Origin of the sequence: Ruegeria sp. AU67 (assembly GCF_900312795.1) — a bacterium.
In the GTDB taxonomy this organism is placed as follows: Bacteria; Pseudomonadota; Alphaproteobacteria; order Rhodobacterales; family Rhodobacteraceae; genus Ruegeria; species Ruegeria atlantica.
On sequence record NZ_OMPH01000002.1, the window covers coordinates 40,561 to 67,447 of the forward strand.

30 protein-coding genes are annotated in these 26,887 nt (G+C 58.1%); 4 read left to right on the top strand and 26 right to left on the bottom strand.

The genetic code is table 11. From position 1 onward, the window contains the following. The 23 genes from nuoH to DK510_RS00515 form a co-directional block, all read right to left on the bottom strand. Positions 1 to 1,038 (bottom strand): NADH-quinone oxidoreductase subunit NuoH, encoded by a 1,038-nt coding sequence (gene nuoH, locus DK510_RS00415; protein WP_058274400.1) that lies wholly within the window; start codon positions 1,036 to 1,038, stop codon positions 1 to 3. Beyond that, a complete protein-coding gene (locus DK510_RS00420; protein ID WP_108861577.1) occupies positions 1,031 to 1,246 on the bottom strand; it encodes a hypothetical protein in 216 nt (71 codons plus the stop codon). Before DK510_RS00420 ends, nuoH begins: the two co-directional genes overlap by 8 nt. Beyond that, the gene (gene nuoG / locus DK510_RS00425; RefSeq protein WP_109310433.1) at positions 1,243 to 3,264 is read right to left on the bottom strand and encodes an NADH-quinone oxidoreductase subunit NuoG; all 2,022 of its coding nucleotides are present in this window, start codon (positions 3,262 to 3,264) and stop codon (positions 1,243 to 1,245) included. Before nuoG ends, DK510_RS00420 begins: the two co-directional genes overlap by 4 nt. Positions 3,265 to 3,267: 3 nt before the next feature. After that, positions 3,268 to 3,774 (bottom strand): DUF5333 domain-containing protein, encoded by a 507-nt coding sequence (locus tag DK510_RS00430; RefSeq protein ID WP_160116412.1) that lies wholly within the window; start codon positions 3,772 to 3,774, stop codon positions 3,268 to 3,270. Further along, positions 3,771 to 4,160 carry a hypothetical protein gene (locus DK510_RS00435; protein ID WP_234998830.1) on the bottom strand — a complete coding sequence of 130 codons (390 nt, stop codon included), beginning with the start codon at positions 4,158 to 4,160 and terminating at the stop codon, positions 3,771 to 3,773. Before DK510_RS00435 ends, DK510_RS00430 begins: the two co-directional genes overlap by 4 nt. After that, a complete protein-coding gene (locus DK510_RS00440) occupies positions 4,160 to 4,576 on the bottom strand; it encodes an MAPEG family protein (RefSeq protein ID WP_109310434.1) in 417 nt (138 codons plus the stop codon). The genes DK510_RS00435 and DK510_RS00440 overlap by 1 nt, the downstream gene beginning before the upstream one ends. A 58-nt stretch (positions 4,577 to 4,634) precedes the next feature. Further along, positions 4,635 to 5,933 (bottom strand): NADH-quinone oxidoreductase subunit NuoF, encoded by a 1,299-nt coding sequence (gene nuoF / locus DK510_RS00445; protein ID WP_058274474.1) that lies wholly within the window; start codon positions 5,931 to 5,933, stop codon positions 4,635 to 4,637. Positions 5,934 to 5,945: 12 nt separating this feature from the next. After that, a complete protein-coding gene (locus tag DK510_RS00450) occupies positions 5,946 to 6,167 on the bottom strand; it encodes a DUF5337 domain-containing protein (RefSeq protein ID WP_058274396.1) in 222 nt (73 codons plus the stop codon). Positions 6,168 to 6,201: 34 nt separating this feature from the next. Continuing rightward, positions 6,202 to 7,308, bottom strand: coding sequence for an NADH-quinone oxidoreductase subunit NuoE (gene nuoE, locus DK510_RS00455; RefSeq protein WP_109310435.1), 1,107 nt, complete (start codon positions 7,306 to 7,308; stop codon positions 6,202 to 6,204). Next, the gene (locus DK510_RS00460; RefSeq protein ID WP_109310436.1) at positions 7,308 to 7,784 is read right to left on the bottom strand and encodes a hypothetical protein; all 477 of its coding nucleotides are present in this window, start codon (positions 7,782 to 7,784) and stop codon (positions 7,308 to 7,310) included. Before DK510_RS00460 ends, nuoE begins: the two co-directional genes overlap by 1 nt. Beyond that, positions 7,781 to 9,004, bottom strand: a complete 1,224-nt coding sequence (locus DK510_RS00465) for an NADH-quinone oxidoreductase subunit D (RefSeq protein ID WP_200833181.1) — start codon at positions 9,002 to 9,004, stop codon at positions 7,781 to 7,783. Before DK510_RS00465 ends, DK510_RS00460 begins: the two co-directional genes overlap by 4 nt. Then, the gene (locus DK510_RS23440; RefSeq protein WP_255414839.1) at positions 9,004 to 9,135 is read right to left on the bottom strand and encodes a hypothetical protein; all 132 of its coding nucleotides are present in this window, start codon (positions 9,133 to 9,135) and stop codon (positions 9,004 to 9,006) included. The genes DK510_RS00465 and DK510_RS23440 overlap by 1 nt, the downstream gene beginning before the upstream one ends. A gap of 1 nt (position 9,136) precedes the next feature. Then, the gene (locus tag DK510_RS22895; protein WP_058274391.1) at positions 9,137 to 9,310 is read right to left on the bottom strand and encodes a hypothetical protein; all 174 of its coding nucleotides are present in this window, start codon (positions 9,308 to 9,310) and stop codon (positions 9,137 to 9,139) included. After that, positions 9,310 to 9,915 carry an NADH-quinone oxidoreductase subunit C gene (locus DK510_RS00470; protein WP_058274390.1) on the bottom strand — a complete coding sequence of 202 codons (606 nt, stop codon included), beginning with the start codon at positions 9,913 to 9,915 and terminating at the stop codon, positions 9,310 to 9,312. Before DK510_RS00470 ends, DK510_RS22895 begins: the two co-directional genes overlap by 1 nt. An 11-nt stretch (positions 9,916 to 9,926) precedes the next feature. Further along, on the bottom strand, positions 9,927 to 10,460 hold the full coding sequence (locus DK510_RS00475; RefSeq protein ID WP_037307875.1) for an NADH-quinone oxidoreductase subunit B family protein: 534 nt from the start codon (positions 10,458 to 10,460) through the stop codon (positions 9,927 to 9,929). Then, positions 10,451 to 10,816 carry an NADH-quinone oxidoreductase subunit A gene (locus DK510_RS00480; RefSeq protein WP_058274389.1) on the bottom strand — a complete coding sequence of 122 codons (366 nt, stop codon included), beginning with the start codon at positions 10,814 to 10,816 and terminating at the stop codon, positions 10,451 to 10,453. Before DK510_RS00480 ends, DK510_RS00475 begins: the two co-directional genes overlap by 10 nt. Positions 10,817 to 11,004: 188 nt before the next feature. Next, complete coding sequence (locus DK510_RS00485; protein ID WP_109310438.1) at positions 11,005 to 11,793, bottom strand: crotonase/enoyl-CoA hydratase family protein; 789 nt, start codon at positions 11,791 to 11,793, stop codon at positions 11,005 to 11,007. 9 nt (positions 11,794 to 11,802) lie between these two features. Then, positions 11,803 to 12,657: a hydroxymethylglutaryl-CoA lyase gene (locus tag DK510_RS00490; protein ID WP_109310460.1), complete on the bottom strand. Its 855-nt coding sequence runs from the start codon at positions 12,655 to 12,657 to the stop codon at positions 11,803 to 11,805. A 66-nt stretch (positions 12,658 to 12,723) separates the two neighbouring features. Continuing rightward, the gene (locus tag DK510_RS00495; RefSeq protein WP_109310439.1) at positions 12,724 to 14,652 is read right to left on the bottom strand and encodes an acetyl/propionyl/methylcrotonyl-CoA carboxylase subunit alpha; all 1,929 of its coding nucleotides are present in this window, start codon (positions 14,650 to 14,652) and stop codon (positions 12,724 to 12,726) included. A 3-nt stretch (positions 14,653 to 14,655) separates the two neighbouring features. Then, positions 14,656 to 15,081 (bottom strand): ASCH domain-containing protein, encoded by a 426-nt coding sequence (locus DK510_RS00500; RefSeq protein ID WP_109310440.1) that lies wholly within the window; start codon positions 15,079 to 15,081, stop codon positions 14,656 to 14,658. A 1-nt stretch (position 15,082) separates the two neighbouring features. Next, complete coding sequence (locus DK510_RS00505) at positions 15,083 to 16,687, bottom strand: carboxyl transferase domain-containing protein (RefSeq protein ID WP_109310441.1); 1,605 nt, start codon at positions 16,685 to 16,687, stop codon at positions 15,083 to 15,085. Then, positions 16,684 to 17,484 (bottom strand): hypothetical protein, encoded by an 801-nt coding sequence (locus tag DK510_RS00510; RefSeq protein ID WP_109310442.1) that lies wholly within the window; start codon positions 17,482 to 17,484, stop codon positions 16,684 to 16,686. The genes DK510_RS00505 and DK510_RS00510 overlap by 4 nt, the downstream gene beginning before the upstream one ends. Then, the gene (locus DK510_RS00515) at positions 17,474 to 18,937 is read right to left on the bottom strand and encodes an AMP-binding protein (RefSeq protein ID WP_109310443.1); all 1,464 of its coding nucleotides are present in this window, start codon (positions 18,935 to 18,937) and stop codon (positions 17,474 to 17,476) included. Before DK510_RS00515 ends, DK510_RS00510 begins: the two co-directional genes overlap by 11 nt. 205 nt (positions 18,938 to 19,142) lie before the next feature. Between DK510_RS00515 and DK510_RS00520 the strand changes: the two genes are divergently transcribed. Next, positions 19,143 to 19,748 (top strand): OmpW family protein, encoded by a 606-nt coding sequence (locus DK510_RS00520; protein WP_109310444.1) that lies wholly within the window; start codon positions 19,143 to 19,145, stop codon positions 19,746 to 19,748. Positions 19,749 to 19,802: 54 nt separating this feature from the next. On the opposite strand, the gene DK510_RS00525 is transcribed toward DK510_RS00520, so the two are convergent. From DK510_RS00525 to DK510_RS00535, 3 genes are all read right to left on the bottom strand, one after another. Continuing rightward, positions 19,803 to 20,966 (bottom strand): isovaleryl-CoA dehydrogenase, encoded by a 1,164-nt coding sequence (locus DK510_RS00525; protein WP_108861592.1) that lies wholly within the window; start codon positions 20,964 to 20,966, stop codon positions 19,803 to 19,805. 156 nt (positions 20,967 to 21,122) lie between these two features. Next, positions 21,123 to 22,313 (bottom strand): DegT/DnrJ/EryC1/StrS aminotransferase family protein, encoded by a 1,191-nt coding sequence (locus DK510_RS00530; RefSeq protein ID WP_109310445.1) that lies wholly within the window; start codon positions 22,311 to 22,313, stop codon positions 21,123 to 21,125. 39 nt (positions 22,314 to 22,352) lie between these two features. Beyond that, entirely contained in the window at positions 22,353 to 23,024 is a 672-nt protein-coding gene (locus tag DK510_RS00535; RefSeq protein ID WP_109310446.1) for an HAD-IA family hydrolase, read from the bottom strand. 133 nt (positions 23,025 to 23,157) lie between these two features. Here DK510_RS00535 and glmU point away from each other — a divergent pair, with 133 nt between their 5' ends. Genes glmU through DK510_RS00550 form a run of 3 tightly spaced genes read left to right on the top strand, consistent with a single transcriptional unit; the run spans position 23,158 to position 26,886 of the window. Beyond that, a complete protein-coding gene (glmU, locus tag DK510_RS00540) occupies positions 23,158 to 24,504 on the top strand; it encodes a bifunctional UDP-N-acetylglucosamine diphosphorylase/glucosamine-1-phosphate N-acetyltransferase GlmU (protein WP_109310461.1) in 1,347 nt (448 codons plus the stop codon). A 12-nt stretch (positions 24,505 to 24,516) separates the two neighbouring features. Further along, a complete protein-coding gene (gene glmS, locus DK510_RS00545) occupies positions 24,517 to 26,340 on the top strand; it encodes a glutamine--fructose-6-phosphate transaminase (isomerizing) (protein WP_109310447.1) in 1,824 nt (607 codons plus the stop codon). A gap of 3 nt (positions 26,341 to 26,343) precedes the next feature. After that, positions 26,344 to 26,886, top strand: a complete 543-nt coding sequence (locus DK510_RS00550) for a pyridoxamine 5'-phosphate oxidase family protein (protein ID WP_109310448.1) — start codon at positions 26,344 to 26,346, stop codon at positions 26,884 to 26,886. Position 26,887: the final 1 nt, after the last annotated feature.

Here is a 26,887-nt window from a genome sequence, read left to right on the forward strand (position 1 = left end):
TCAGCCTCCTACGCTCCAACGGGCAAACGCGCCCCAGAACCAGTCGAATTTTGCCGCGAAGGCCACAAAGACCACCCAGGCCAGCGAGAAGGGCAGGAAGACTTTCCAGCCCAACCGCATCAGCTGGTCATAGCGGTAGCGGGGCGTGATAGCCTTGACCATCGCGAAGAGGAAGAAGAAGAACGCCATCTTGGCGACCATCCACAGCACGCCGTCCGGTAAGCCGGGGATCGGTGACAGCCAGCCGCCGAAAAACAATAGCGTGGTCAGGGCGCACATCAGGAAGATGGCGATATACTCGCCGGCCATGAACAACAGGAAAGGCGTGGCCGAGTATTCAACCTGATAACCCGCAACCAATTCCGATTCCGCCTCGGGCAGGTCAAACGGTGGACGGTTGGTTTCCGCTAGCGCCGAGATGAAGAACAGAAAGACCATCGGGAAATGCGGCAGCCAGTACCAGCTGAAGAACCCGAACCGGCCATCTTGCGCCTCGACAATGTGGCCGAAGTTCATGGAACCGGTTGAGATGATAACCCCAATAATAATCAGGCCAATGGAGACTTCATAGGAAATCATCTGAGCCGCAGAGCGCAATGATCCAAGGAAAGGGTACTTTGAGTTCGAGGCCCAACCGCCCATAATCACGCCATAAACTTCCAGTGAGGACACGGCAAAGACATACAGGATTGCGACATTGATATCCGACAACACCCAGCCATCATTGAACGGGATCACGGCCCAGGCGATCATCGCCAATACGAATGAGGTCAGCGGAGCGAGGATGAACACTGTGCGGTCGGCCCCGGCGGGTATGACCACCTCTTTTACCACGTACTTCAGGGCGTCAGCCACCGATTGCAGCAGTCCATAGACGCCAACCACGTTGGGGCCGCGGCGCATTTGGACGGCGGCCCAGATCTTGCGGTCGCCGTAAACAAGGAACAACAGCGAAATCATCACGAAGGCAACAACTGCAAGCACTTGCGCCAGAATGATGATGGCTATTCCGCCTGGGGTGTTAAAGAAATCAGCCATTGGTCCTCACACCGTGGGTATTCAATTTTTCGCGGGTGATGATCAGGCCAAGTGCCTGCGCATCTTGCGGTTGGGTCGGCGCATAGGTGTAAACAGCATCCACAGCCATAGCGCTACCTTTTTCATTGCGTTTCATGCGCAGTTCCCTGGTGCCCGCACCGCAAGCGATGTTGGCTTCTGAAAGCGATATGAAACGGGTCTGGTTCATTCTGCCGCAATCTTCCCGGTATTCCGAGACTGCGCCTGAGCAGAAAGCTCGGCCATCAACTGCGACGCCCGTGCAATCGGGTTGGTCAGATAAAAATCCCTGATCACATTGCGGAACGTTGCCTGACCCAGAGGGCCGGCATCCAACGGCTGGACCTCATTCTCGATCACGTGGTCGATTTGGGCCAGATGCGGGACAGCTTCGATCAACGCTGTGCGCAGTTGCGCCAGCGAGTCGAAAGGCAACGTAGCGCCCAGCTGTGCCGACAAAGCCCGCAAGATGGCCCAATTCTCTTTCGCCTCACCCGGGGCGAACCCGGCTCGCATCGCCAGTTGCGGGCGGCCTTCTGTGTTCACGAACAACCCGTTTTCCTCGGTATACGCGGCACCAGGAAGGATCACATCGGCACGGTGCGCGCCACGATCACCATGGCTGCCCTGATAGATCACAAAGGCCCCTTCGCCGATTTCAACCTCATCTGCGCCGAGGTTGTAGATCACGTCAGCCGCACTAACCGCATCCATTCCGCCTTCGTTGGTGGCATCCACATCCATCGCCCCCACGCGAGACGCAGCGCTGTGCAGGATCAGCAATCCACTTTCGGTATTGGCTGCAATCGTTTGCGCGGCGGCCAGCACAGCTGCGCCGTCGGCTTCAAGCAGCGCGCCCTGCCCGACGATGACCAGCGAGGCTTTGCCCTTGATCTCAACATCGCCGCCCATATCGACAACCTTTTGCAACGCCGCGCGGTCGTCGCCCATATGGTGATACGCGTAGGTCAGATCGGCCGCTGGCCCAACCAAGGCCACCTCAGTCCCATGTGCCCAGGCCTTTCGGATACGCGCGTTCAAAACCGGAGCTTCGTCGCGCGGGTTCGTTCCGATCAGCAGAATACGCTCGGCTGTGTCGATATCCTCAATCGCGGCCGTCCCGGCATAGGCACCGCGATTTCCCGCAGGCAGCTTGGCCCCATCGGTTCGGCATTCAACAACACCGCCCTGCCCTTCGATCAATTGCTTCAGCGCGAACGCGGCCTCAACTGGAGCGAGATCACCAACGATACCCGCAGGTTTTTCCGCCCCTTTCAGCGCTTCGGCAGCTTTGGTCAGCGCCTCCGGCCACGAGGCCGGACGTAACTTGCCGTTTTCGCGCACGTAAGGTTTGTCCAGACGCTGACGACGCAGGCCATCCCAGACGAACCGGGTCTTGTCGCTGATCCATTCTTCGTTCACACCGTCATGGTTGCGCGGCAGAAAGCGCATAACCTCACGCCCCTTGGTGTCCACACGGATATTGGACCCCAGCGCATCCATGACGTCTATGGATTCAGTCTTGGTCAACTCCCACGGGCGGGCGGTAAAGGCGTAAGGCTTGGAAGTCAGCGCCCCAACCGGGCACAGGTCGATGATATTGCCCTGCAAGTTCGAATTCAGCGTCTCGTTCAGATAGGACGTAATCTCGGCATCTTCGCCACGCCCGGTCTGACCCATCTGTGTGATCCCGGCGACCTCGGTCGTAAAGCGCACGCAACGGGTGCAGCTGATGCAGCGGGTCATCGCGGTTCCGACCAGCGGCCCCAGATCCAGATCGTCCACGGCGCGCTTGGCTTCCTTGAAGCGTGAGCCCGACACACCATACGCCATCGCCTGATCCTGCAGGTCACACTCGCCACCCTGATCACAGATCGGGCAGTCCAGCGGGTGGTTGATAAGCAGGAACTCCATCACCCCTTCGCGCGCTTTCTTGACCATGGGCGAGTTCGTCTTGACCTCTGGCGGCTGACCTTCCGGCCCCGGGCGCAGATCGCGCACCTGCATTGCACACGACGCCGCAGGTTTGAGTGGGCCGCCGACAACTTCGACCAGACACATCCGGCAATTCCCGGCAATCGACAGACGCTCGTGATAGCAAAAGCGCGGCACCTCGACCCCGGCCTGCTCGCAGGCCTGGATCAGCGTCATCGCACCATCGACTTCGATTTCCTGCCCGTCGATATTCACTTTGCGGAGGTCAGACATGGTCTAGTTCGCCCTCAAATACACGCCAATGGCGCTGTTTCTTTCAATCTCTGACTGCCCCAGCGTGCAGAAAGATTTGGGATTGTCATAAGACACACCGTTCGCGGCCAGATACGTCTCGCCTTTGGCACGCATCCGGTCCTTTTCGGCATCCGATTCCACGTAAGCGCGGATTTCGCCGTCCGAATACCCCAGACTGTTCGCTTTGGACTTGAGCCCCCACATCACGCCAATCGCCTTCAGCCTGCGCCCGCTGATCGACGGGCAGTAATCCGAAATTTCGTTTGCGATAGCGATGTAATAGAGTTCGTCGTCAATCTCTTTGACTTCGCGCAAGGGCGGCTTTGCCGCGACCGCAGTCGGAATAGCCAGAACAGACAACACAGTAAGCAGTTTGATGCCAGACATCACAAATCCTTTCGTCTTGGACAGGCCAAAACGATCCGGGGCTGGCGCGCTATTCAATAACACGTCTTGCGTCACGCCCTGATATGCGAAAAACCGGTTCATGGTCGCTGGCAGGTTCCTGCAAAGGTCAATTTATTGTCGGTGATGCGCAAATTCTGCGGTTCGGTGTCGGGTCCGACTTTCCAGTTGATTTTAGAAGTCCCAAAGGAATCGATGCAGAATTTGGTGCCTTCATACCGCCCTGCTTCGCGTGCGCCATCTAAAGACGCGGATGCGCCGTTCACCACAACCGTAAAATCCGTCGGAGCGTTTCTCTTATCAACGGCCTTTGCTTTGGCCCGGAAGGCCTTGCCATCAAAGAGAATTCGATCACTGGAAGACGTGCCGCAAGCCGAGACAAACACCGCAGCACCCAAGGCGGCAACTAGTGCCACGCGTCCCACCCTGAAGCCTGTTCCAGTCAACGAATAAGTACCTTTCTTTTCCATTAGAACGCCGCCACCAATGCCATGAAGCCCATCACAACCATGCAGGCCCATCCGACAACGTAGGATACTGACCGAACGCCGCTGTGCGGTTGTCCAATACCACGCATGTGAATAACCAACATGACGATGCGCGCAATCAGAGCGACCGATGCCAAAAGGTTCACCCAGAACGGGCTAACCCCAAGCAACATGGCCGCGACCGTGACAGCGACATAGGCCGGCAGCGTCTCGGTCCCGTTCAGATAAGCCCGGTTCAGGCGATACGCCTTGTCGGAATAGTCCTGTTCCGGCGTTGCCCCGGGGGCCAATCCCTTGCCCTGTTTGGCCAGCGCGGAAAACGGCGCAAGCGCCAGAATGATCAACGTAAAGACCACGAGGGATGCGATTGCATGTGAATACTCAGCAAAAGATTCCATTAGTTCAACTCCCTGATCTCAACGTGGTTTGGGTTTGATCCGATATCATGCAACTTGATCACTCCGCCGCCATCGCGCCCATTCGGCCCGATTTCTGGGCCTTGATGCGATCCTCGATTTCCTCACGGAAATTGCGGATCAGGCCCTGGATCGGCCAGGCGGCAGCATCGCCCAAAGCACAGATCGTGTGGCCTTCGACTTGCTTGGTCACGTCAAACAACATGTCGATCTCTTCCAGTTCGGCCTCACCCCGCACCAGACGGTCCATCACGCGCATCATCCAGCCGGTGCCTTCGCGGCAAGGAGTACACTGACCACAGCTTTCATGTTTGTAGAACTTCGACAAACGCCAGATCGCTTTGATGATGTCCGTGGATTTGTCCATCACGATCACCGCCGCCGTCCCAAGGCCCGAGCCCAGATCATTGCGCAGGTGGTCGAAATCCATGATGGCGTCGCGCATGTCTTCACCGCGCACACAAGGCACTGAAGAACCACCGGGGATCACCGCCAGCAGGTTGTCCCATCCGCCGCGAATGCCGCCACAATGGGTTTCAATTAGCTGTTCGAACGGGATCGACATCGCCTCTTCGACAACACAGGGATTGTTTACATGACCCGAGATCGCAAACAGTTTGGTGCCTGCATTGTTCTGGCGACCAAATCCAGCAAACCAATCCGCACCACGGCGCAGGATCGTTGGCACAACGGCGATGGATTCCACATTGTTCACAGTGGTCGGGCAGCCATAAAGCCCCGCCCCCGCCGGGAACGGAGGTTTCATGCGCGGCATGCCCTTCTTGCCCTCAAGGCTTTCGATCAGGGCTGTTTCCTCACCGCAGATATATGCCCCCGCCCCGTGGTGTAGGAACAGGTCGAAATCCCAACCCGAACCGGCGGCGTTTTTGCCCAGCAAGCCAGCATCATAGGCCTCATCAATCGCGGCCTGCAGCGCCTCACGCTCGCGGATGTATTCACCGCGAAGGTAGATATAGCAGGTATGCGCATTCATCGCGAAAGACGCGATCAGGCAGCCTTCGATCAGCGTATGCGGATCGTGGCGCATAATCTCACGGTCCTTGCAGGTGCCGGGCTCGGATTCGTCCGCGTTCACCACCAGATAGGCTGGGCGACCGTCGCTTTCTTTGGGCATGAACGACCATTTCAAGCCGGTGGGAAAACCAGCACCGCCGCGACCGCGAAGCCCTGAGTCCTTCATCGTCTGGATGATCCAGTCACGCCCGTTTCCGATCAGGCCAGCTGTGCCGTCCCAATGCCCGCGGGTCTGCGCGCCTTTCAGCGTACGCTCATGCATCCCGTAGATATTGGTAAAGATCCTGTCCTGATCCTTCAGCATCATGTCTTACCTTCAGCTGTCCTGACGCATGCGCCAGAGTTGAAAAATGTTCACGCCCGCATAGATGAAACCCGCCAAAGCGGCGAAATCAAACAGCAGCGCATAGCGCCCGGGCAATCCCAGTGCCGGGCCGATGAACAACGAAATGGCAAGCCACAACAGCATGGTCACCGCGATGACCACCCCGATATGTCGGCCCTTGCGGGCCATGGCCTGTTCTTTTTCTTTGTCCATCTCACCTTGATGCCCCGAACGGGCACCGTCCTATTCAGTCTTTGTAGGTGCCGTCTTCTTTGGCACGTTTTGCAAATTCGGTTTCTTCGCCTGTCGCCAGTTGGGCTGCTTGTTCGATCCAACCGTCCCGCTCGATCCGGCCCTTGAATTTCAGCCGCGCATCTACCCAGGCCACCTGTTCCTGCGTCCATGCAGCGATTTGGTCGAAGTGGAAAAAGCCAAGTTCGTTCAGCGTCTGTTCAAGCTTGGGGCCCACACCTTTCAGCATCTTGAGGTCGTCCGCTTTGCCATCCCGCGCGGCGGTCAGAGTTTCGGGCTGATCCTCTTTGATCTGGGCCTTCTTTGCCTCTTCCGCCTGCTTCACGGCGGGTTTGGCGGGTGCCGGCGCCTTTGGTGGCTTTGGCGCGGCCTTGGTCGCCGCAGCCTTGCCGTCTTTACCCAGCCATGGCGTCAGGATCGGAACCTCGGTCCCGTCGATGCGTTTGACCGTATCACCAAGTTCTTCGGCCAGTTCAACACTGGCATTGTACTGCGGTTTTCCGGCATCGTAGTCCGTGAGGCTGGTCAGACCGCTCAGCGGTTCTGCCGCGTATCTGCCATTCTGCGGACCCGGCGTTGGCACCTTGCTGGCGGCCAGATCGTCAATGATCTTGCCAAAACTGTCAGCGGTCAGATCTTCGTAATAGTCCTTGCCGATCTGCGCCATCGGCGCATTGGTGCAGGACCCAAGGCATTCCACCTCTTCCCAACTCAATTTGCCATCAACTGAAAGCTCATGCGGTTTGGCAGCGATCTTCTCCTTGCAAACCGCGATCAGGTCTTCGGCCCCGCAGATCATGCAGGAGGTCGTTCCGCAGACCTGAATATGCGCGACAGTTCCAACCGGTTGCAGTTGGAACATGAAGTAGAACGACGCAACCTCGAGCACGCGGATATAGGCCATGCCCAGCATGTCGGCGACGGATTCAATCGCGGGACGGCTGAGCCAGCCCTCTTGTTCCTGCGCGCGCCACAACAGCGGGATAACCGCGCTGGCCTGACGGCCGTCAGGGTATTTGGTGATCTGTGCTGTGGCCCACTGCTGGTTGGCAGCAGTGAAGGCAAAGCTTTCAGGTTGTTCGGGGTGCAGACGGCGCAGCATTAGCAGGCATCTCCGATCACGATAACATAGGGGTCTTCCTGATGCGCACGACCTTGATCGACAAGGCGGGCAATCAGATCGGGCGTTTCAGCCTGTGTAAAACCGGCGGGGCGCAATTTGATCTGAGCTTCTTCTTCGACCATGCGACACCCGTTCAGACGCACAAAATCATAAAGCGCATCGGCACGGCCCGCCGTATCCTCGGGTGCCAGCCCATGCGCACCGCAGATCGCCGGAGCAATTTCGAATGCCGCACCGTCCAGCCCGGCCACCCCCTGTTCAGCCCAGGAATTAATCACAGCGCTGACATCTTCGGGTCGCAAGTCATGGGCAGAAAAGGCCTCCTCGGCGCGCGATACATCCAACCGGCAGCCGTTCTCGCGCATCACCTCAAGCACTTTTGCCGTTGGATGGGTCGAGGCGGCCTGCAACGGTGTGGCGGCTGCAAGCGCCAGGATCAAAGCAAGGCGTCTCACCGGTCAATCTCTCCGAACACGACATCCATTGTCCCGATGATCGCGGCGACGTCGGCCAGTTGGTGGCCCCCGGCGATATGGTCCATGGCTTGCAGGTGCAGGAAACCCGGCGCGCGCAGCTTGGCGCGGTAGGGTTTGTTGGTCCCGTCGGCGACCAGATAGACTCCGAATTCTCCCTTGGGGGCCTCGACGGCGGCATAAACCTCACCTGCAGGGACGTGGAAGCCTTCGGTGTAAAGCTTGAAGTGATGGATCAGGCTTTCCATCGAGGTTTTCATGTCCGAACGTTTCGGCGGAGTGATCTTGCCGCGTGCCAGAACGTCACCGGGGCAGTCACGGATTTTGACAATGGCCTGCTGGATGATCGACAACGACTGGCGCATCTCTTCCATACGCACCAGATAGCGATCATAGCAGTCGCCGTTTTTGCCGACGGGGATCTGAAACTCGAACTCGTCATAGCATTCGTAGGGCTGTGCGCGTCGCAGGTCCCATGCCAGCCCCGATCCACGCACCATCACACCCGAGAAGCCGTATTTCTGGATATCTTCCTCGGTCACGACACCGATATCGGCATTGCGCTGTTTGAAGATGCGGTTTTCCGTCAGCAAACCGTCGATATCGTCTAAAACGGCTGGAAATTCGTGGCTCCACGTCTCGATATCGTCCAGCAGTTCCGGCGGCAGGTCCTGATGAACACCGCCGGGACGGAAATAGGCCGCATGCAGGCGGGCACCGCAGGCACGTTCGTAGAACACCATCAGCTTTTCGCGCTCTTCGAAGCCCCACAGAGGCGGGGTCAACGCGCCGACGTCCATCGCTTGCGTGGTCACGTTCAGCAGGTGGTTCAGGATGCGCCCTATCTCAGAATACAGAACTCGGATCAACGAGCCACGGCGCGGCACCTCGACCCCGGTCAGCTTTTCGATGGCCAGGCACCAGGCGTGTTCCTGATTCATTGGAGCCACATAATCCAGACGGTCGAAATACGGCAGGTTCTGCAGATACGTCCGGCTTTCCATCAGCTTTTCGGTGCCACGGTGCAGCAGACCGATATGCGGGTCACAGCGCTCAACGATCTCGCCGTCCAGCTCAAGAACAAGACGCAAAACCCCGTGCGCCGCAGGGTGTTGCGGGCCGAAGTTGATGTTGAAATTGCGGATCTTCTGTTCTCCGCTCAGCGCGTCAGTGCTGCCGTCATCGTATCTTGAGCCGTCCATCAACGCCCCCGTTTCTTTTTCGCATCAGCCCGAACCCGGACCTTTTCCGCTTCGACAGCCTTGGCCGCAGCCCCTGCCAGCAAGACCCCCAGCGCACCCAAAGCGATCAGTTCCCCCAGCAGCACCAGCATCTTATCGGCGCTCCAACTCTTGTAGTTTCAGCCCGACCCACCACAGCAACGCGATCGTGCCGAATGGAACCAGACAAAGAAGGCACCAGAATTTATTGATCCCGAAAAACGGCAATATCTTCACCATCGGGATGATGGTCAGCGCAGACAGGATCAGCCACCAAATGCCACCCATTATTCGGCCTCCTGCTTTTCATCACCCGGCAGTATGTAATTCGCCCCCTCCCACGGGGACATGAAATCGAACTGACGGTATTCCTGGACTAGCGACACCGGCTCATACACAACGCGCTTTTGGGCCTCGTCATAGCGAACTTCGGTGTATCCTGTGGTTGGGAAATCCTTGCGCAGCGGATAGCCACGGAATCCATAGTCGGTCAGGATGCGCCGCAGATCCGGGTGGCCTGAGAACAAGATGCCGAACATGTCGAACACTTCGCGCTCAAACCAATTGGCCGAGGGATGCACATCCACGATCGAAGGCACCATGTCCTCTTCGCGGATAGAGACCCGCAGGCGGATGCGCTGGTTCTGATACATCGACAAGAAGTGATAAACCACGTCAAAACGCTTGGCCCGTTCCGGGTAGTCGACGCCGGTGATATCGACGAGCGTGGAGAACTGGCAGCCGCGGTCGGACTTCAGGAATTCAATGAATTCCACAACGTTCGACAGCGCCACATCTACGTTCAACTCACCATGGGTTACGTCCCAGGACAGAACACAATCAGTTCGCTTCAACTCCAGCTGGGTGCCGAGTTCTTTGAGTGCTTCGCTCATCAACTCTCTCCTCAGCGCACGATGGTGCCAGTACGGCGGATTTTGCGTTGCAACTGCATCAGACCGTACAGCAGCGCCTCAGCGGTCGGGGGGCAGCCGGGGACGTAGATGTCCACTGGAACAATACGGTCGCAGCCACGCACAACGGAATATGAGTAGTGGTAGTAGCCGCCGCCATTGGCGCAAGAGCCCATTGAGATCACATAGCGCGGCTCGGGCATCTGGTCATAAACCTTGCGCAGAGCGGGGGCCATCTTGTTGGTCAGGGTGCCAGCCACGATCATCACGTCCGACTGACGGGGGGAAGCACGGGGTGCGATGCCAAACCGTTCCGCATCGTAACGCGGCATCGAGGTGTGCATCATCTCAACCGCGCAGCAGGCCAGACCGAAAGTCATCCAGTGCAGCGAGCCGGTGCGAGCCCAGTTGATGATGTCCTCGGTCGAGGTCAGCAAAAACCCTTTGTCCTGCAGCTCGGCATTCAGGGCCTGGGTGGCGACTTCTTTGTCGACGCCGGCGGTGTTTGCACCCGTCATCACTCCCATTCCAGGGCCCCCTTCTTCCATTCATAGGCAAAGCCGATGGTCAGAACACCCAGGAACACGATCATGGACCAGAAGCCAACATCGCTGATGTCCTTGAAGCCGACAGCCCAGGGGAAAAGAAACGCGATTTCCAGGTCGAATATGATGAAGAGAATCGCGACCAGATAGAACCGGACATCAAACTTCATCCGCGCATCATCGAACGCGTTGAAACCACATTCATATGCGCTGACTTTCTCGGGGTCGGGATTGCGGACCGCCAGAACGACTGCCGCCAGAATCAAAACGATTCCAAGGCCCACAGCTACGGCCAGAAACACCAGAATCGGGAGATACTCCCGCAATAGGTCTTCCACGTACAGCTCCTTTCCTGCGCATACCCTGAAAGGGAGCGCCGTCAATTGGCGTGTTGACTGGACATTCTCTATCCCTGCGGGGTCAGAGGGTCAACCGAACACAAACGCACAGGGGGTTAATATTCGACTTATCGAAGCTCTGTCACAGAAGGTCACCCACACAATCGCGGCCACATCACAAGTGGCGCCTAAACCTTACTAATCCATGCAGGTTTTCTTTTTTCAAAGAATGCGCCGATTCCCTCCTTGGCCTCTTCGGTTTCCCACCTGTCAACCAGCTCGCGGATCGTGTGGTCGATCACGGCATCGTCAATGCGCGGTCCCAGCTGGCGAACCAATTGCTTGGCCGATGCCACCGCGCCGGGTGCACAGCCAAGATAGGGCAGGACTTCGGACTCAACCGCATCATTCAGGTCGGCAGCGGGCACAATTCTGGCCAGCAGGCCCAGCTCTACAGCTTCTGCGGCTTCGAAGACCCGGGCCGACATGAACACGCGCCGCGCGCGGGCTTCGCCCATGCGGGCGATGACATAGGGGCCAATCGTGGCCGGGATCAGCCCCAGCTTGGTCTCTGTCAGCCCCATTTTGACCGTTTCCACTCCGATCGCTACATCACAAACCGACGCCAAGCCCACACCGCCGCCAAAGGCATTACCGTGGATCGCGCCGATTAGCGGTTTGGGCAACGTGTTCAGCGCCTGCAACATTTCGGCCAGCTTACGCGCCTCGACAAACCGGGTCTCGGATTCTGCCGCCATCTGGGATTGCATCCAACCCAGATCACCGCCAGCACAAAAGCTTTTGCCCGCACCGGTCAGTACAACAACACGCACGGCGTCGTCGGTTCCAAGCTGGTGCGCGGCTTGCGTAAGATCGGTGATCATCTGCGCCGACATGGCGTTGTGCTTGTCGGCACGGTTCAGAGTCAGAGTGGCCACACCACGCGCGTCCGTGGTCACCGCAATCGTTTCAAACATGTCCGCTCCTTACTGGGATCGCATGGCGCGTGCCATCTGCGCGGCCTCTTCAATGACCGCAAGGTCGAGGCCGGTCTGATATCCAAGCCGCTCCAAATGAGCCACAACAGCTTCGGTGGCGACGTTTCCGGCAGCGCCCGGCGCGTAAGGACACCCACCCAAACCGCCAACGGCGCTGTCGAACACCCGAACGCCCAGCGCCAGCGCAGCGTCGATATTGTCGATGGCCCGCCCGTTGGTGTCGTGGAAATGCCCCGCGAGCCGCGTCATCGGAACGCGTTCGCGCACGGCCAGCAGCATATGGGCAATGGTGTCGGGCGTGCCCTGCCCGATCGTGTCCCCCAGCGATACTTCGTAACATCCCAACGAGAACAGCCGGTCCGCAACTTCAGCCACTTTCTCGGGCGGTGTTGGTCCGTCAAAGGGGCAATCAGTCACGCAGGACACATATCCACGTACAGGCAGGTCGATGTGGCGCGCAGCTTCAAGAATCGGGGCAAAGCGGTCGATGGATTCTTCAATAGTCGCGTTGATATTGGCTTTTGAGAACCCTTCCGAAGCCGAAGCGAATACCGCGATCTCATCCGCCTTTGCGGCCAAAGCGTCTTCGTATCCCTGCATATTCGGTGTCAGCGCTCCATACCGGACGCCGTCGGCCCGTTTGATCCCGGCCAACACGTCCGCGCTGCCCGCCATTTGCGGCACCCATTTGGGCGAGACAAAACTGGCCACTTCGATGCGGTTAAAACCGGCCTTGCTCAGGCAATCGACCAGCGCCACTTTTTCCGCCACGGCAATTTCGCGCTTTTCGTTTTGCAGACCGTCTCGCGGACCTACTTCGAAGATTTCGACCCGTTCACCCATTGCTGTGTCCTTCTCTGATTGCCGCATTCGATCCGACTGTGCCACGTTGTTCGAGAAGGGGACAGTTCATTCCTCCTCCAGCCGGACCAACGCGGCCCCAGCCTCGACCTGCGCCCCGGCATCAGCCAGCACTTCGGCAACGATGCCGTCACGGGCGGCCTGCAGGGAATGTTCCATTTTCATGGCTTCAAGGATTGCCAGCCGGTCGCCTTCTTGCACGGCTTGACCCACCTGCGCAAAGACAGCTTTGACCAGACCCGGCATCGGGGCCTCAATCACATTGGTGTCGCCAGCGGCACCGGCATCGCGGTCCAATGGATCAACAATTTCCAGGACTTGACCATAGTTTTCAAAGACTGTGATCTGCGAACCCGAGACAGACACGCGCGACATAGGGGCTCCGTCGATCATCCAACCGCCCGGACCGCGCTGGGCAAGGATCGTGTGTTCTCCGACCTGCCAGACCTGACGGTTCTGATCTTCTACCTGAACGTCCAGATCAATATCATCACCTGCCCGCAACTGGACCGCGCGATGCAGTGGGGCCCATAGCGAAAACCCTGTTTCCTCATCTGTATCCACCAGATCCAAAGCCGTCATCGCGGCCGCGACGATCGAAGACGCCGGGATCGGCTCTGCACGGGCCAGCGCGTCCAGATCGCGACCAATCAGGCCAGTATCAACATCACCGACGGCAAAGCCCGGATGCCGCGTCAGTGCGCCCAGAAAGCCAAGGTTCGTGACTGTCCCCGCAACCTCAGTGCCTTTTAGGGCGCGGTGCAACTGTTCCAATGCGACAGCGCGTGTGGGGCCGTGCACGATCACCTTGGCGATCATCGGATCATACCAGGGGCTGATCGTATCACCTGCGCGCACGCCGCTATCTGCGCGGCACGCCACGGGGAAGCGCAGATGGGTCAGTGTACCGGTCGCCGGCAGAAAGCCCTTTGGCACGTCCTCGGCATAAAGCCGCGCTTCGAAGGAATGGCCTGAGATCGACAGGTCACTCTGCTGCTTCGGCAGGCTCTCGCCCGCCGCAACACGCAACTGCCATTCGACAAGGTCGACGCCGGTGATCGCCTCGGTCACCGGATGCTCGACCTGCAGGCGGGTGTTCATCTCCATGAACCAGAAACGGTCCGGACGCAGCCCGTCCGAGGCATCCACGATGAATTCAACCGTCCCCGCACCTTTGTAACCGATGGCCTCGGCGGCACGTACGCCCGCCTGCCCCATCGCGTCGCGCATCTCAACGGTCATGCCGGGGGCCGGCGCTTCTTCAATCACCTTCTGATGTCGGCGTTGCAGCGAGCAGTCGCGTTCAAACAGATGCACCGCATGGGTGCCGTCGCCAAACACCTGAACCTCGATATGGCGGGGCTTGGAGACGAATTTCTCGACCAGAACAGCATCATTGCCAAATGCGGTGCGGGCCTCACCCCGGGCGCTGTCCAGTGCCTCGGTAAAATCCTCGGGCTGTTCGACCAGCCGCATGCCTTTGCCACCGCCACCCGCGACGGCCTTGATCAGGACCGGATAGCCAATCGTGTCGGCCGCACCCGCCAGATGCTCGGGGTCCTGATTGTCGCCGTGATACCCCGGAACAACCGGCACGCCCGCCTGCTCCATCAATACCTTGGCCGCGTCTTTGAGACCCATCTTGCGGATCGCATCCGCCGAAGGGCCAATGAAGGTCAGGCCAGCCGCCTCGACCGCATCCACGAAATCGGGGTTTTCCGAGAGAAATCCATAACCCGGATGGATCGCCTGCGCCCCAGTATCGAGCGCGGCTTGAATGATCACGTCGCCCTTGAGATAGCTCTCAGCCGGCGCCGCACCACCAATATGAACAGCTTCGTCCGCCATCTGCACATGCCTGGCCGACGCATCAGCATCAGAAAACACAGCCACGCAAGTTACGCCCATTTTCTGAGCGGTTTCCATCACCCGGCAAGCAATCTCGCCCCGGTTGGCAATCAGGATTTTATTGAACATAGTTTAGCCCTTATCCACCAGGTCTTCGATCAGGCGGAACCGTTCGCAAAGCAATTCCATCTCGGGATCAAACCCGCCGTTACGCTCAAAGTAACGCCGATGATCCTCACGCCACCCGTCTAACGTTTCGTTTTCACCTTCGGCCAAGGCGAAGTCTTCGGTCATGTCACAATAGCGGCAGATCGAAACCTCGACCGTCTCAATCACCAATGCGGGACGATCATCCCATTCAAGGGCAATATCGCGCCGCCCAACAACCGGGGTATCAAGGCTGCCTTCGGGATAATCGCGCAGAGCGCCGCAGGTTGCCGTTTTTTGCCCTGTTCGAACCAGTGCCAAAAGCTCGGCACTCAGGATTGCACTGTCACCGAACTTGAACGTCTGCGCATCGGGATAAAACGCTTTTATTATTTCCAGGTCGGTGCTCATCTTACATCCTGAACACGCCAAAGCGTGTCTCCTCAATCGGCGCATTCAGTGCCGCGTTCAGCGACAAGGCCAGCACATCGCGGCTTTTGCGCGGGTCGATAATTCCGTCGTCCCACAGTCGAGCCGAGGCATAGAGCGGGTGGGATTGCTCTTCGAACATCTCCAGCGTGGGGCGCTTGAATTCGGCCTCTTCTTCCGCCGACCAAGTTCCGCCCTGGCGTTCAATCCCGTCCCGCTTGACGGTAGCCAGAACACCCGCCGCCTGCTCTCCACCCATCACGGAAATGCGCGAGTTCGGCCATGTCCATAGGAACCGCGGTTGGTAGGCCCGTCCTGACATGCCGTAATTCCCCGCTCCGAATGAGCCACCCACCAGCATGGTGATTTTTGGCACATTGGTCGTCGCGACCGCAGTCACCATCTTGGCCCCATGCCGCGCGATGCCTTCGTTTTCGTATTTCCGCCCAACCATGAAGCCAGTGATATTTTGCAGAAACACCAATGGAATTTTGCGCTGTGAACACAGTTCCACAAAATGCGCGCCCTTTTGCGCAGCTTCCGAAAACAGCACGCCGTTATTGGCGATGATCCCAACCGGGCAGCCTTTGACATGAGCGAACCCTGTCACCAGCGTCTCACCAAAGCGCGGCTTGAATTCGTCAAAGCGCGAGCCATCGACCAACCGCGCAATCACCTCGCTAATGTCATAGGGCGTGCGCAGATCGGCGGGGACGACGCCCAGAATCTCTTCGGGGTCATAGGCCGGATCCTCGGGGTTGGCCCAATCCACCGTCTGTGGCTTGCGCCGGTTCAGCGATCCGACGGCCCGCCGCGCCAAAGCTAGCGCGTGGGCGTCATCCTCGGCCAAATAATCCGCCACCCCGGACAGGCGCGTATGGACATCTCCGCCACCCAAGTCTTCGGCGCTGACCACCTCACCCGTCGCGGCCTTGACCAAAGGTGGTCCGGCGAGAAAGATGGTGCCCTGTTCCCTGACGATGATCGTTACATCCGACATCGCGGGCACGTAGGCCCCGCCAGCCGTACACGACCCCATCACCACAGCGATTTGCGGGATGCCCTTCGCGCTCATCCGCGCCTGATTATAGAAGATGCGGCCAAAGTGATCGCGATCGGGAAACACCTCATCCTGATTGGGCAGGTTTGCGCCGCCGCTGTCGACCAGATAGATGCAGGGCAGTTGGTTTTCCTCGGCAATCTCTTGCGCGCGCAGGTGCTTTTTGACTGACAACGGATAATAGGTGCCACCCTTCACGGTGGCATCGTTGCACACCACCATGACCTCTTGCCCCTGCACCCGGCCAATCCCTGCAATTACCCCGGCACAGGGAGCGGCGTCGCCATACATCGCATGCGCCGCCGTCGCGCCGATCTCAAGGAACGGCGACCCCGGGTCCAACAGGTTCGCCACCCTACGACGCGGCAGCATCTTGCCCCGCGATTCATGCCGTGCGCGGGATTTTTCGCCGCCGCCCATGCGGGCGGCCTCGGCGGCGTCGGCAATTTGCGCCAACGCGTCCAGATGAGCCGCGCGGTTTTGTTGAAAACCTTGAGACGAGGGCAGAGCAGCGGATTGCAGCTTCATTCAGAGTACTCTCTTATCAAGTCGCGAAATGGATTCTCACCCGAGCCAAGTTCCTGCAAAAGCTCGCCATAGCCTCGGGATACGTTTTGAGGGCAGACAGCATTCAGCTTTTCGATCTCTGGATCCTCAGAAATCGTGTCAATGCCCATTAGCGGGTAAATCAGGTAATAGTCGAACGGCAGCATCTCGGCGGCACGTTCAATAGAGGCTTGCGCACTTGCCTGGTCACCGCGACACAAATAGGCAAGCGCAAGGGTATGGAACGCACTTTCCAGCCCCTCAAAGTCGCTCTCGACTTCGTACTGATGCACCGCGAGGTTAAGCCGCCCGATGACCTGCGCATCAAAGAATGCATCGTCTCCGCGGGCCTCCGGCAGGAACATCGAGACGTATGCGAGGTATTCGTCATGCCACCCGTCGGTCTGCATCTCGGTGCTGAATACATCTTTGAGCAACCGGATTTCCGGTTCGTATTTCAAGGTGTTATCCGACTGCGCAACCGCGTCCAAATAGTTGTCGTAAAATGCAATTTTGCGTTTGTTACCGCCTTCAAGACCCGAAATTCTATCGCTGATCAGCTTGAGTTCCGAGATGGCTTCGTCCGGATAGCCATAATAAACTAGAAGGTCTGCCAGTTGCAGTTGCTCGAGTATGACAACCTTGTTTTCGACCGCCTTATCGATCGTGTCCTGCATCCAGTTTTCGAAGTAAGCCTTGCCTGCCCATGCAGCGCCAATGACCGCAATTGCGGTGGCGCTAAATTCAATTCCCGTTCTGACGCTGGATTTATCCGGCATGACATTCCTCCTCAGACGCGCGACGTTTCAATTCCTTTCGGATTACTTTTCCGGTCACGGTCAAAGGCAACTCTTGCACAAAAGCCACTTCACGAGGGTAAGAATAATGCGCAAGGCGGGTTTTAACCCACTCCTGCAACTCTCGTTCCTCAGCCTCAGCATTCGGTTTCAACACCACATATGCCTTGACGATCTCGGTCCGCAGCTTGTCAGGTTTACCGACCACACCGACCGTCGCCACCGCCGGGTGGGTCAGCAGGCAATCCTCGATCTCTGCCGGGCCGATACGATAACCGGACGAAGTGATGACATCATCGTCGCGCCCTACGAAACGCAGGTACTCACCCTCCCACACACCGCGGTCGCCGGTGATCAGCCAGTCGCCACGGAACTTCTCAGCCGTCGCATCGGGTCGGTTCCAATATTCCAACAGCATTGAGGCCGAACCTCGGCGGATGGCCACGTCACCCTCATCAGCGGTCGGGTTGCCGTCCTCGTCGATCACCGCAATTTCGTGCCCCGGGACCAGTTTGCCTATGCAACCGGGCCGCACCGGGAAGTCATCTGAGCAGGAAGAGACAACCATGTTGCATTCGGTCTGGCCGTAGAATTCGTTGATCGTTAGACCGAACACCTCCTGCCCCCAGGCTAACATCTCGGCCCCCAGCGGCTCACCCCCGGACGCGACTGACCGTAGCCCGGGAAGTGCCTGATCAGAGGCCTTGAGCATTCGAAGTGCCGTTGGGGGAAAGAACACGTTCCGCACACCACCGCGCGCGATCACATCGGCGCAGGCTTCGGGGGTGAACTTGTCCAGCCGCGCCGCAACCACTGGAACACCCAGCGCAAGACCGGGCATCAGCACATCGAACAGCCCGCCAATCCAGGCCCAATCGGCCGGTGTCCAGAGGCAGTCGCCTTCGCGCAGGTTGTTATGGCTGATCGAAACCCCTGGCAGGTGGCCGGTCAGCACCCGGTGGCCATGCAGCGCGCCTTTCGGGCTTCCCGTGGTGCCAGAGGTATAGATCAACACCGCCGGATCCTCTGGCCCGGAGTCAGCGTAAGGCACAACGCCTCCGTCTTCGCCAATCTGGTCCGCCATGAGCGGCTCGGCCAGATCCCCTAACAGCGTTGCGCCTTCCGGGTCGGTCAGCACAACCTGCGCCTCAGCATCACCCACTCGGGATCGCAAGGCATCCTGCTTGAACAGTTTGAACAAGGGCACAGAGATCGCGCCGATTTTCCAGATCGCCAGATGCGCCGCGGCACACCACGGTGACTGGCTGAGCAACACGCCCACGCGATCCCCCGGCTGCACTTTCTTCGACAGTGCGCGCGCAATGCCGTCTGTCATTTTAGCAAGCTGCCCGTAGGTGACGCGCCGCTCGTCGCTTGTGGTCAAGTGGATCACGGCGACCTGATCCGGTGCGTGATCAAGACACTGGCGCGCCATGTTCAGACGAGATGGCACGTCCCAGCCCCCCGCTGAACGCAAACCCGGTATGCGATTAGCTTCTGGCACGCTGCAATTCCCTTATTTTCAAAGGCCTTACCGGAGAAGCTTCCGATGACCCTCTCACACAGATTTGATGCAGATCAGAGTGCGCGGAGCGCGCGGCTGTCAATTCAATCTCATCAACTGAACCAAAGGCAAGACCATGACCAACAAACTCGCCGCTTTGACACTTTCCACCGCGCTGGTGGCGCTTGCCGCCCCCGCCTTCGCCCAATCGCAGGGTGATTGGACCGTCGGTGTCGGTGTCGGTTACCTCAACCCCAAATCCGACAATGGCACGTTGGCCGGACAAAAGGCCGAGATCGACTCGGACACCCGCCCGATCTTCACTGCCGAGTATTTCATCCGTGACAATCTGGGCATCGAACTGCTGGCCGCGACACCGTTCAAGCACACCGTAACCCTGGGCGGAAGCACCGAGGCTGGCACCGTCAAGCACCTGCCGCCCACCCTGTCGCTGAACTATCACTTCCCGACCAACAGCGCATGGAAGCCCTATGTCGGTGCCGGTCTGAACTACACCATCTTCTTCGACGAGCAGTCCGCACTGGGCGACCTGAAGGTTGATGACTCTTTCGGCGTCTCGCTGCAGGCCGGTCTGGACTATATGGTCTCGGACAATGGTGCTGTCCGTCTGAACGTACGCTGGTTCGACATTGACACGGACGTCAAGCTGAACGGAACCAAGATCGGCAAAGCCGATATCGATCCCTTCCTTGTCGGCGTATCCTACGTTCATAAGTTCTGATCCTTCCAAGGAAAACGCTTCGCAGTTCCCTCGTCTGCGAAGCGTTTTCTTCTCTCAGCGCATCTCGTTCATCAGTTCCCGCCCGATCAGCATCCGGCGGATTTCGCTGGTGCCCGCGCCAATCTCCATCAGCTTGGCATCGCGGAAAATCCGGCTGACCGCCGAGTCAGACAGGAACCCTGCCCCACCCATCGCCTGAACAGCCTGATGCGCCTGCGACATGCCCTGTTCTGAAGCATAAAGACAGCACGCCGCCGCATCCTGACGGGTTACATCCCCCCGGTCACAAGCCTTGGCGACCTCATAGACATAGGCCCGTGCGGAATTCATCGCGGTGTACATATCGGCGATCTTGCCCTGCATCAGTTGGAAGCTGCCGATCGGTTTGCCAAACTGCTTACGCTCAGCCAGATAGGGCATGATCTCATCCAGACAGGCCGCCATGATGCCGGTTCCAATTCCGGCCAGAACCACACGTTCGTAATCCAGCCCGGACATCAGAACCGCAACGCCCTTACCTTCTTCGCCCAAAACGTTTTCGAACGGCACCTCGACATCTTCAAAGATCAGCTCGGCCGTGTTCGAACCGCGCATCCCCAACTTGTCGAAATGGGGCGAGGTCGAGAAGCCCTTCATCTCCTTCTCAATCAGAAACGCGGTGATGCCCTTCGATCCGGCCTCCGGGTTGGTCTTGGCATATACGACCAGCGTATCCGCGTCCGGCCCGTTGGTGATCCAGTATTTGTTGCCGTTCAGCCGGTAGTGATCATTGCGTTTTTCCGCACGCAACTTCATCGACACAACATCGGATCCGGCGGAAGCCTCGGACATGGCCAACGCACCAACATGTTCGCCCGAGATCAGGCGCGGCAGGTATTTCGCCTTTTGCTCGTCATTACCGTTCAGCTTGATCTGATTGACGCACAGGTTCGAATGCGCGCCATAAGACAGAGAGACCGAGGCCGACGCCCGCGCAACCTCTTCCACCGCAACGGTGTGGGCCAGATAGGACATCCCTGACCCACCGTATTCCTCGGACACAGTGATGCCGAGCAAACCCAGATCGCCCATCTCTTTCCAAAGCTCGTTTGGAAATGCGTTCGAGGCATCGATGTCACCCGCCATTGGCTTGACCCGCTCCTGCGCCCAACGGTGCACCATTTCGCGCAGGGCATTCACGTCCTCGCCCAGATCAAATTGCATGGCTGCCGTGAACATAAGCGATCTCCTCTTTCGCATTAATGAACAGTTGTTCAATAAATAGCAGCGAATCTGAATTGGGTCAACGACGGCGTCCCAAAAACAAACCGCCGCCCTGATCGGGGCGGCGGTTTCATACAAATAAAGCGTGCGCGTCATGCGCACTCGATTGGATTACGACTGATACACTGCGCTCACCTCTGCCCGAATGATCCGTGCGATCAGCGCGCAATCATCAAGCGAAAAGGTCAAGGGAACGCGCATGTCGACGATCCCGGCGAGGATTCGATCACTTTTTGGCATCGGCGCGCTGTCGGCATATCGCCAGCTGTCATAGCGCGACGTAAAGCCGTTCGGCTCGGCCCCGCCGAACCACTTAAGCTCGACCCCCCGGGCCGCGCAGCGCTGGATAACCTCGTTTACCCGCTCTGCCGACCAATCGAGCAACAGGAACTGGATCGAGGAACCGACAAACGTCTCGGCTTCTGGCCGATCTACAACGCTCAAACCCGGCGTATCGCGCAGGCCTTTTTCGATTTCGAAATAGCGTTCGTTCCAGCGTTCGATCTGCCGATCCAGATCGCGCAATTGCGGGCGAAGGATCGCGGCCCGCAGATTATCCATTCGCCCCGAGACATTGGGGGTATGATACTTGATCCGCTCAAACACCTCTGGCCCCGGTGCCGCAAGGTGGCGTTCGTACAGCATGTAGGACCCCGACAGCATCGTTGCCTTTGCCGCCAATTCCTCATCATCGGTGACCAGCAAGCCGCCCTCGCCCGAATTGACGTGTTTGTAGGTCTGGCAGGAATAGCAGCCAATCGCGCCTTGTCGGCCCGAAACCTGCCCACGCCACGCAGCGCCCATTGTGTGGGCGCAATCCTCGATCACCGTGACACCTGCGGCATCGCACATTTGCATCAGCCGATCCATGTCACACAGATGGCCACGCATATGGCTCAGCATCAAAACGCGGGCATGATCCAGCTTGGTTTCGAGATCGTCCAGATCAATCGTAAGGTCTTCGGTCACACCCACAAAAACGGGGCGCGCACTGACCGAAGCAATAGATCCGGGCACAGGTGCCAGAGTGAACGTGTTCGTCAGCACCGGGTCCCCCGGTTTGACCCCCACGGCCCGCAGCGCCGTTGCCATCGCATAGCCGCCCGAGGACACGGCCAGACAGTATTTGGTACCTGTCTGGCCGGCAAATTCCTGTTCCAGCAAGGCGGTTTCGCCCAATTCGCCAGGTACGACGTTATAACGATGCAGACGCCCGTGGCGCAGTACGGCCAGAGCGGCCTCAACCGCCTCTTCTGGGATGGGTTCCTGCTGGGTGAAACTGCCAGTGAATATCTCGGTCATAAGAGTGTTCTGGTCCTGCAAAACGTTCGGGTCAAGGGATTACGCGGCCAAGCCAATCAACTCTGCAACCAATTCTGGCAAATCATGGAAATGGTGCAGCAGAGCTTCGGGTTCCAGCGCGGCCATATCATCGCCGGACGGGCCGAAGGTAACCAATACCGACGGCACACCCGCGGCACGGGCCGTGTTTCGGTCAGTGTCGGAATCGCCAATCAGAACACATAAATCAGGATGACCACCCGCCCGGCGTGCAGCTTCGCGCAACGGCTCCGGATCAGGCTTGCGCACCGACAGCGTGTCTGCACCAACTAAAGAGGCAAACAGGTCACGCACTCCCATCTGCGTGAGCAACTGATGGGCCAAGGCTTCAGGCTTATTGGTACAGATGCCAACCCCGTAACCTGCGGACTTCAACTTTTCCACTGCGTCCAGCGCGCCAGGGTAGAAATGGGTATGCGTGTCGATATCGTCGGAATACGCTTCAAGCAGCATCGGGTAGTAGTCTTGAACCGTTGCATCGTCATAAGCGCCCACCCGTTTCAACCCATGGGTCAGCATCATTCGGCCACCGCGCAGCGCAACGCCTGCATCTTCGCCGTGAACCAACACATCCCCATGCCCCATATGCCGAAAACAGTGGTTGGCGGCGGCCAGCAAATCACCCGATGTATCGGCCAAAGTCCCGTCCAGATCGAAGATAACCGTACGCATTTTGCCCCCTAATTCGGCGAGACTTCGCCATAAGTGTTGCAAACGGCAATCTTGTTTGATGCCCGAACCGCTTGCGCCTTTGAACTCAGCGGATAAAACGGGTCGCAACAAAACACAAAGAGAAATCGTTTTTATGACCATCGCCCTTGTTATCCTTGCCGCAGGAAAAGGCACCAGGATGAATTCGGATACCCCAAAAGTTTTGCACCCGATTGCCCAAACGCCGATGTTGGTACACGCGATACGCGCTGGTGCGGTGCTATCACCCGAACGGACCGTTATTGTCACTGGTCATGGCTCTGAGGCCGTTGCTAAAATCGCCGAAGCCGAGGATGAAACGGCACAGATCGTCGTTCAGGAAGAACAGCTTGGAACAGCGCATGCGGTTGCGCAGGCACGAGATGCTCTCGACGGTTTCGATGGCGATGTGATCGTCCTTTACGGCGACACACCCTTTATCGCCCCCAGAACACTGGAGCGTATGATTGAGGCGCGCGCATCCTTTGATCTGGTCATGCTGGGCTTTGATATTGCCGAAGTTCAGCCCCGCTATGGCCGGTTGATCATGAATGGCGAAAAACTGGTCGAAATCGTTGAATACAAAGACGCAACCGAAGAACAGCGCACCATTCGCTTTACCAACAGCGGACTATTGGCCTGCAGCGCAAAACTGCTGTTCGAATTGATTGACGAGGTCAGCAATGACAACGCCTCGGACGAATACTACCTGACAGAAATCGCGGCGCTGGCAAATGCGCGTGGGCTGTCGGCAACAGCGATCAAATGCGACGAGGCTGAAACTATGGGGGTGGATTCTCGCGCTGACCTGGCTGCGGCTGACGCCCAATTCCAAAGCCGGGCGCGCAACGAGTTGCTGGCACTGGGTGTAACGTTGATGGCACCGGAAACGGTGTACTTGGCAGCCGACACGGTTATTGGACGAGACGCTGTTATCGAACCCAATGTTGTTTTCGGACCGGGCGTCACTGTTGAAAGTGGGGCAACAATCCGATCGTTTTCACACCTTGAAGGTTGCCACATAAGCCGCGGTTCAATCGTTGGGCCGCACGCCCGCTTACGCCCGGGTACGGAATTGGCTGAAAACACGCGCATCGGCAATTTCGTCGAACTAAAAAACACGGAAATCGCCGAAGGTGCTAAAGTTAACCATTTGAGTTATGTCGGCGACTCAACTGTTGGGGCAAAATCCAATATTGGGGCGGGCACGATCACCTGCAACTACGACGGCTTTAACAAACACCGTACAACGATTGGCGAAAACGTCTTTGTCGGCTCGAACACTATGCTGGTGGCACCGGTGAAGGTGGGTGACGGCGCGATGACCGCCGCCGGGACGGTTGTCACGCGTAATGTCGAGCCCGAAGCGCTGGCGATGGCCCGCGCCAAACAGGAAAATAAGCCCGGTTATGCAAAAAAAATGTTTAATTTGTTGAAGGCAAAGAAAGCGCGCCGCAACTAAGGAGCCTGATTTATGTGTGGTATTGTTGGTGTACTGGGCGAGCACGAAGCCGCGCCCACCCTGGTCGAGGCCCTAAAAAGACTGGAGTATCGCGGATACGACAGCGCCGGGATCGCGACTGTCAATGACGGCAAACTTCAACGTCGCAGGGCGGTTGGCAAACTTGTCAACCTCAGCGATCTGCTGGTGCACGACCCCCTGCCCGGAAAATCCGGTATCGGTCACACCCGCTGGGCCACCCATGGCGCACCATCGGTAACCAACGCGCATCCGCACAAGGCCGGTCCAGTGGCGGTGGTGCATAACGGTATCGTCGAGAACTATCGTGAGCTGCGGGCAGAACTGGCAGAACATGGGATCGATTTCACTACAGAAACCGATACCGAAACCGTCGCTTTATTGACCGAGCATTATCTGAAGACCGGCCTCTCACCCATTCAAGCCGCTTTTAAGACGATCGACCGACTTGAGGGCGCATTTGCATTGGCGTTCCTTTTCGATGGAGAAGACGACCTGATTATCGCCGCACGTAAAGGATCTCCACTGGCCATCGGGCACGGAGATGGCGAGATGTATGTAGGTTCAGACGCCATCGCACTGGCCCCGCTGACCGACCGTATCACCTATCTTCAAGAGGGCGACCGAGCAATACTGACCCGGAACTCTCTGGAGATACGCAACGAAGCCGGTGAATTGGCGAACCGCGAAACGCGTCGGATCAAGCTGGATCACACGCGGACCGGTAAGAATGGCCACAAGCACTACATGGCTAAGGAAATCGCCGAACAGCCCGTGGTGATTGCCGACGCGATCCGGTCCTATTTGCCCGGCAACGGCGATCAGGTGGTGCTGCCTGGTGCCGATCTGGATTTCACCAAACTGGATCGGTTGACCATGGTGGCCTGTGGCACGGCATTTTACGCCTGTCTGACCGCAAAGTACTGGTTCGAGCAATTGGCGCAAATGCCGGTCGAGGTCGATATCGCCAGCGAGTTCCGCTATCGCGAACCTCCGATCACGGGGCGCACGATGGCGCTGTTCGTCAGCCAGTCGGGTGAAACCGCCGATACTCTGGCGGCACTGCGCTATTGCGAAGGCAAGGCAGATAAGATCGTCTCGGTCGTCAACGTCCCCGAAAGTTCGATCGCCCGCGAAAGCGATATTGCTCTGCCCATCCATGCTGGCGTTGAGATCGGCGTGGCTTCGACCAAGGCGTTCACGTGTCAACTGAGCGTTCTGCTGATGATGGCGCTCAAAGCGGCTGCGGATCGTGGTACGCTGACCGAAGACGAACTGGCCGACCACTATGCTGCGCTACGCGGCCTGCCAACGGTCCTGAACGCGGCACTGGATCAAAATCCGGCCATCAAGACGTCCGCCCAGCGCCTGTCCGAGGCCCGCGACGTTCTGTTTCTGGGTCGCGGCCTGATGTATCCGCTGGCGATGGAGGGGGCGCTGAAGCTAAAGGAAATCAGCTATATCCACGCCGAAGGTTATGCTTCGGGTGAGCTGAAGCACGGACCAATCGCCCTGATCGACAAGAACATGCCTGTGGTGGTCATGGCCCCACGCGACACCGTGTTCGACAAGACGGTGTCGAACATGCAAGAGGTGATGGCGCGCAAGGGTAAGGTTATTCTAGTCTCGGACGATGACGGGATTGCCGAGGCTGAAGATGGCGTCTGGAGCTTCATCCGGATGCCGCATGTTCACCCTAGCTTGGCGCCGATCCTCTACTCGGTCCCAGCACAACTGCTGGCCTATCACACGGCGGTGGCCAAAGGCACGGATGTAGACCAGCCGCGCAACCTGGCAAAATCGGTTACAGTGGAGTGAGACATGGCCAAGCAATTTCCGCAACTGGACGACGCGCAGCGTAAATTCATCGAAGAACAACATATGTTCTTCGTCGGCACTGCTGCACCCGACGGACGGGTCAATATATCGCCTAAGGGCATGGATTCACTGCGCATTATTGGCCCGAACCGGATTGCCTGGATGAACCTGACCGGCAGCGGCAACGAAACGGCCGGTCATCTGCTTGAAGCGAACCGCATGACGCTGATGTGGTGTTCGTTCACGACCCGCCCCATGATCCTGAGAACCTATGGCACCGCGCGCACGCTGCATGTGGGGGACGAGGGCTGGGATGAACTGGCTGGCCTGTTCCCCGATCACCGCAGTGCGCGTCAGATCTATGATCTATATATCTATGTGGTTCAGACCTCATGCGGCTATGCTGTGCCGTTCATGGAATATCAGTCCGAACGCGACACGATGCAGAAATGGGTCGATGGCAAGTCTGACGAGCAGATCCAATCTTACTGGGTTGAAAAGAACCATCAGACCATTGATGGCAAACCCACGCGCACCCGACCCTGAG

Bases quoted from the DNA above. Each gene is read 5' to 3' on its own strand.
- nuoH (WP_058274400.1), bottom strand. From the start codon at position 1,038: ATGGCTGATTTCTTTAACACCCCAGGCGGAATAGCCATCATCATTCTG.
- DK510_RS00420 (WP_108861577.1), bottom strand. From the start codon at position 1,246: ATGAACCAGACCCGTTTCATATCGCTTTCAGAAGCCAACATCGCTTGC.
- nuoG (WP_109310433.1), bottom strand. From the start codon at position 3,264: ATGTCTGACCTCCGCAAAGTGAATATCGACGGGCAGGAAATCGAAGTC.
- DK510_RS00430 (WP_160116412.1), bottom strand. From the start codon at position 3,774: ATGAACCGGTTTTTCGCATATCAGGGCGTGACGCAAGACGTGTTATTG.
- DK510_RS00435 (WP_234998830.1), bottom strand. From the start codon at position 4,160: ATGGAAAAGAAAGGTACTTATTCGTTGACTGGAACAGGCTTCAGGGTG.
- DK510_RS00440 (WP_109310434.1), bottom strand. From the start codon at position 4,576: ATGGAATCTTTTGCTGAGTATTCACATGCAATCGCATCCCTCGTGGTC.
- nuoF (WP_058274474.1), bottom strand. From the start codon at position 5,933: ATGCTGAAGGATCAGGACAGGATCTTTACCAATATCTACGGGATGCAT.
- DK510_RS00450 (WP_058274396.1), bottom strand. From the start codon at position 6,167: ATGGACAAAGAAAAAGAACAGGCCATGGCCCGCAAGGGCCGACATATC.
- nuoE (WP_109310435.1), bottom strand. From the start codon at position 7,308: ATGCTGCGCCGTCTGCACCCCGAACAACCTGAAAGCTTTGCCTTCACT.
- DK510_RS00465 (WP_200833181.1), bottom strand. From the start codon at position 9,004: ATGGACGGCTCAAGATACGATGACGGCAGCACTGACGCGCTGAGCGGA.
- DK510_RS23440 (WP_255414839.1), bottom strand. From the start codon at position 9,135: ATGCTGGTGCTGCTGGGGGAACTGATCGCTTTGGGTGCGCTGGGGGTC.
- DK510_RS22895 (WP_058274391.1), bottom strand. From the start codon at position 9,310: ATGGGTGGCATTTGGTGGCTGATCCTGTCTGCGCTGACCATCATCCCG.
- DK510_RS00470 (WP_058274390.1), bottom strand. From the start codon at position 9,915: ATGAGCGAAGCACTCAAAGAACTCGGCACCCAGCTGGAGTTGAAGCGA.
- DK510_RS00475 (WP_037307875.1), bottom strand. From the start codon at position 10,460: ATGGGAGTGATGACGGGTGCAAACACCGCCGGCGTCGACAAAGAAGTC.
- DK510_RS00485 (WP_109310438.1), bottom strand. From the start codon at position 11,793: ATGTTTGAAACGATTGCGGTGACCACGGACGCGCGTGGTGTGGCCACT.
- DK510_RS00490 (WP_109310460.1), bottom strand. From the start codon at position 12,657: ATGGGTGAACGGGTCGAAATCTTCGAAGTAGGTCCGCGAGACGGTCTG.
- DK510_RS00495 (WP_109310439.1), bottom strand. From the start codon at position 14,652: ATGTTCAATAAAATCCTGATTGCCAACCGGGGCGAGATTGCTTGCCGG.
- DK510_RS00500 (WP_109310440.1), bottom strand. From the start codon at position 15,081: ATGAGCACCGACCTGGAAATAATAAAAGCGTTTTATCCCGATGCGCAG.
- DK510_RS00505 (WP_109310441.1), bottom strand. From the start codon at position 16,687: ATGAAGCTGCAATCCGCTGCTCTGCCCTCGTCTCAAGGTTTTCAACAA.
- DK510_RS00510 (WP_109310442.1), bottom strand. From the start codon at position 17,484: ATGCCGGATAAATCCAGCGTCAGAACGGGAATTGAATTTAGCGCCACC.
- DK510_RS00515 (WP_109310443.1), bottom strand. From the start codon at position 18,937: ATGGCGCGCCAGTGTCTTGATCACGCACCGGATCAGGTCGCCGTGATC.
- DK510_RS00520 (WP_109310444.1), top strand. From the start codon at position 19,143: ATGACCAACAAACTCGCCGCTTTGACACTTTCCACCGCGCTGGTGGCG.
- DK510_RS00525 (WP_108861592.1), bottom strand. From the start codon at position 20,966: ATGTTCACGGCAGCCATGCAATTTGATCTGGGCGAGGACGTGAATGCC.
- DK510_RS00530 (WP_109310445.1), bottom strand. From the start codon at position 22,313: ATGACCGAGATATTCACTGGCAGTTTCACCCAGCAGGAACCCATCCCA.
- DK510_RS00535 (WP_109310446.1), bottom strand. From the start codon at position 23,024: ATGCGTACGGTTATCTTCGATCTGGACGGGACTTTGGCCGATACATCG.
- glmU (WP_109310461.1), top strand. From the start codon at position 23,158: ATGACCATCGCCCTTGTTATCCTTGCCGCAGGAAAAGGCACCAGGATG.
- glmS (WP_109310447.1), top strand. From the start codon at position 24,517: ATGTGTGGTATTGTTGGTGTACTGGGCGAGCACGAAGCCGCGCCCACC.
- DK510_RS00550 (WP_109310448.1), top strand. From the start codon at position 26,344: ATGGCCAAGCAATTTCCGCAACTGGACGACGCGCAGCGTAAATTCATC.